Origin of the sequence: Sphingomonas sp. NPDC019816, assembly GCF_050274375.1 — a bacterium.
GTDB lineage: Bacteria > Pseudomonadota > Alphaproteobacteria > Sphingomonadales > Sphingomonadaceae > Sphingomonas.
Genome location: NZ_JBNNOB010000234.1, coordinates 1 through 2,756 on the forward strand (window position 1 = coordinate 1; position 2,756 = coordinate 2,756).

A 2,756-nucleotide genomic window follows, 5' to 3' on the forward strand; every position below is an offset into this window, starting at 1 on the left:
GTCGCGCCCTGGCTCACCACGCCGGCCCGGATCGTGGCGAGGTCGGGCACGCGCGTCGTTCGCCCCTCGGCCGATACGTCGAGGATGGTGCCCGCGGCGGGGATGAGCGGCTCGACCGTGGTCGGGGCAGGCGCGGTCTGGGCGATGGCGGCACCCGGCAGCATGGCCGCCGGCGCCAGCATCGCGGTCAGCAGGATCTTGTTCATCATTGTCTCCCTTGATGTGCACAAGCCTTTGGCTTGATGCGGCAAAACGTGCGATGAACGCGCCACATTCACCTTGGAGCCGCCTGATCTGCCGCTGTGCAAAGGCGCTTGAGAAGAGTGATGTATTTGTATAATACAGCATCAAAGTGGCGCATCCTGTGTGGTGGGGCGACATAGAGGATGCGGAGCGGGGATCGGTGGCGAACATGAATTACGAGACGGGCAGGATCGGTGGCGGCCAGCATCTGGAGCTTGAGGGGCCGGCGCCCCGAAAGCGGTCGCGCTGGATCGCGATCGTTGCGGTCCTGCTGGTGGCGGCGCTGGCGGCCTGGTTCTTCCTTGGCGGCAAGAAGCACGAGGCGGGTGCCACCGCCGGGGCGGGGACGCAGGTGCCCAACATCACCGTCATTGTGCCGGGCCAGCAATCGGTCAGCAGGCTGATCTCCGCCACCGGCACGCTGGCCGCGCGGCGCGAGATGCCGGTGGGCGTCGCGGGCGAGGGGGGCATGGTCACCCGCGTGCTGGTCGAACCCGGCCAGTGGGTGAAGGCGGGCCAGGTGCTGGCAACGGTCGACCGCTCGGTCCAGACGCAGACCGCCTCGGCACTGAACGCGCAGGTCGCGGTGGCGCAGTCGGATCAGCAGATCGCACAGGCCGAACTCGACCGCGCGCGCCAGCTGGTCGATCGTGGCTTCATCTCCAAGGCCGATCTGCAACGCCGCACCGCGACCCGCGATGCCGCCGCCGCCCGCGTCCGCGCGGCGCAGGCGAGCTATCGCGAGGCGCAGGCGCGCAACGGCCGGCTCGACATCCGCGCGCCCGCCGCCGGCCTGATCCTGACCCGCGCCGCGGAGCCGGGGCAGATCGTCAGTTCCGGCTCGGGCGTGTTGTTCCGCATGGCGATGGGTGGGCAGATGGAGCTGCGCGCGCAACTCGCCGAATCCGATCTGGTGGGCCTCAGCGTCGGCGCGCCCGCCACGGTCACGCCGGTCGGCGGCGAGCAGCGTTTCAAGGGCGAGGTGTGGCAGGTGTCGCCGGTCATCGACCCGCAGACGCGCCAGGGCATCGCGCGCATCGCGCTGTCCTATGATCCGGCGCTGCGGCCCGGCGGTTTCGCGGCAGCGACGATCCGCGGCGGCACGGCCAACGCGCCGCTGCTCCCCGATTCGGCGATCCAGAGCGACGACAAGGGCAGCTTCGTGTATATCGTCGGCCCGGACGACAAGGTCGCACGCCGCGACATCAAGATCGGCCAGGTGTCGGACGCGGGCGTGACCATCGCCTCGGGCCTGAACGGCAGCGAGCGGGTGGTGCGTTCGGCGGGCGGCTTCCTGGCACCGGGCCAGCTGGTCCATCCGATCCTCGCGGGCCGGGAGGCCAAGTGACATGAGTTTCCGCAACATCTCCGCCTGGGCGATTCGGAACCCCGTTCCACCGATCGTCCTGTTCGTCGCGCTGACGCTGGCGGGGATCGTCAGCTTCATGCGGATGGACGTCAACAACGACCCCGACATCGATTTCCCGATCGTCGTCGTCGTCGTGAACCAGCCGGGCGCGGCCCCGACCGAACTGGAGACGCAGGTGACCCAGCGGGTCGAGGCCGCGCTCAGGAACCTTCAGGGCGTCGACCAGATCACCTCGACCGTGACCGAGGGGCAGTCGCAGACGCTGGTCCAGCTCGACATCGGCACGCCGATCGACCGCGCGGTCAGCGACGCGCGCGACGCGATCACCCAAATCCGCTCGATGCTGCCCGACGGTATTCTCGAGCCGCAGGTGATCCGCGTCGACTCCACCGACCAGGACCTGGCGAGCTATTCGGCGATCGCGTCCAACATGACGCCCGAACAGCTCAGCTGGTATATCGACAACAACGTCACCAAAGAGCTGTTGTCGGTCCCCGGCCTCTCCAAGGTCATCCGCAATGGCGGCGTGACGCGTGAGATCCGCGTGATCCTCGATCCGCTGAAATTGCAGGCGCAGGGGCTGACCGCCAGCGAGGTCAACGCGCAGTTGCGCATGACCAACCTGAACGCCGCCGGTGGCCGCGCCGAGATCGCGGGAACCGAGCAGGCGGTCCGCGTGCTGGGCAATGCGCGCAACGCCTATGACCTCGGTCAGACCCAGATCAACGTGCGTGGCGGCCGCACCGTGCGCCTCGCCGACATCGCCACCGTGCGCGACCTGTATGCGGAACAGCGTTCGCAGGCGGCGGTCGACGGGCGGCAGGTCATCAGCTTCGACTTCCAGCGCGCCAAGGGTGCCTCCGACGTCAGCGTCTTCAACGGCGCGGTCGAGAAGCTGAAGGGGCTGGAAAAGCGCAACCCCGAGGTGAAGTTCGTTCTCCGCTCGAACAGCGTCAAATATACCGAGCAGCAATATGAAAGCGCCATCCATGCGATGATCGAGGGCGCGGTGCTGGCGGTCATCGTCGTCTTCATCTTCCTGCGCGACTGGCGCGCGACGGTGATCTCGGCGCTCGCCATCCCGCTGTCGGCGATCCCGGCCTTCTGGTTCATGGACCTGCTGGGCTTCACGCTGAACCAGATG

2 protein-coding genes and 1 pseudogene are annotated in these 2,756 nt (G+C 68.0%); 2 read left to right on the plus strand and 1 reads right to left on the minus strand.

Annotated elements, in window-relative coordinates; all coding sequences use genetic code 11:
• A pseudogene (locus ACQKJZ_RS18870) lies at positions 1-209 on the minus strand (SIMPL domain-containing protein); the annotation flags it as partial.
• 203 nt (positions 210-412) lie between these two features.
• On the opposite strand from ACQKJZ_RS18870, the gene ACQKJZ_RS18875 reads away from it, so the two are divergent.
• Positions 413-1,591, plus strand: coding sequence for an efflux RND transporter periplasmic adaptor subunit (locus ACQKJZ_RS18875; protein ID WP_427733195.1), 1,179 nt, complete (start codon positions 413-415; stop codon positions 1,589-1,591).
• Position 1,592: 1 nt separating this feature from the next.
• On the plus strand, positions 1,593-2,756 hold a 1,164-nt coding region (locus ACQKJZ_RS18880; protein WP_427733193.1), incomplete at its 3' end, for an efflux RND transporter permease subunit.

Excerpts from the sequence above, each read along its gene's own strand:
- ACQKJZ_RS18875 (WP_427733195.1), top strand. The coding sequence starts at position 413 with ATGAATTACGAGACGGGCAGGATCGGTGGCGGCCAGCATCTGGAGCTT.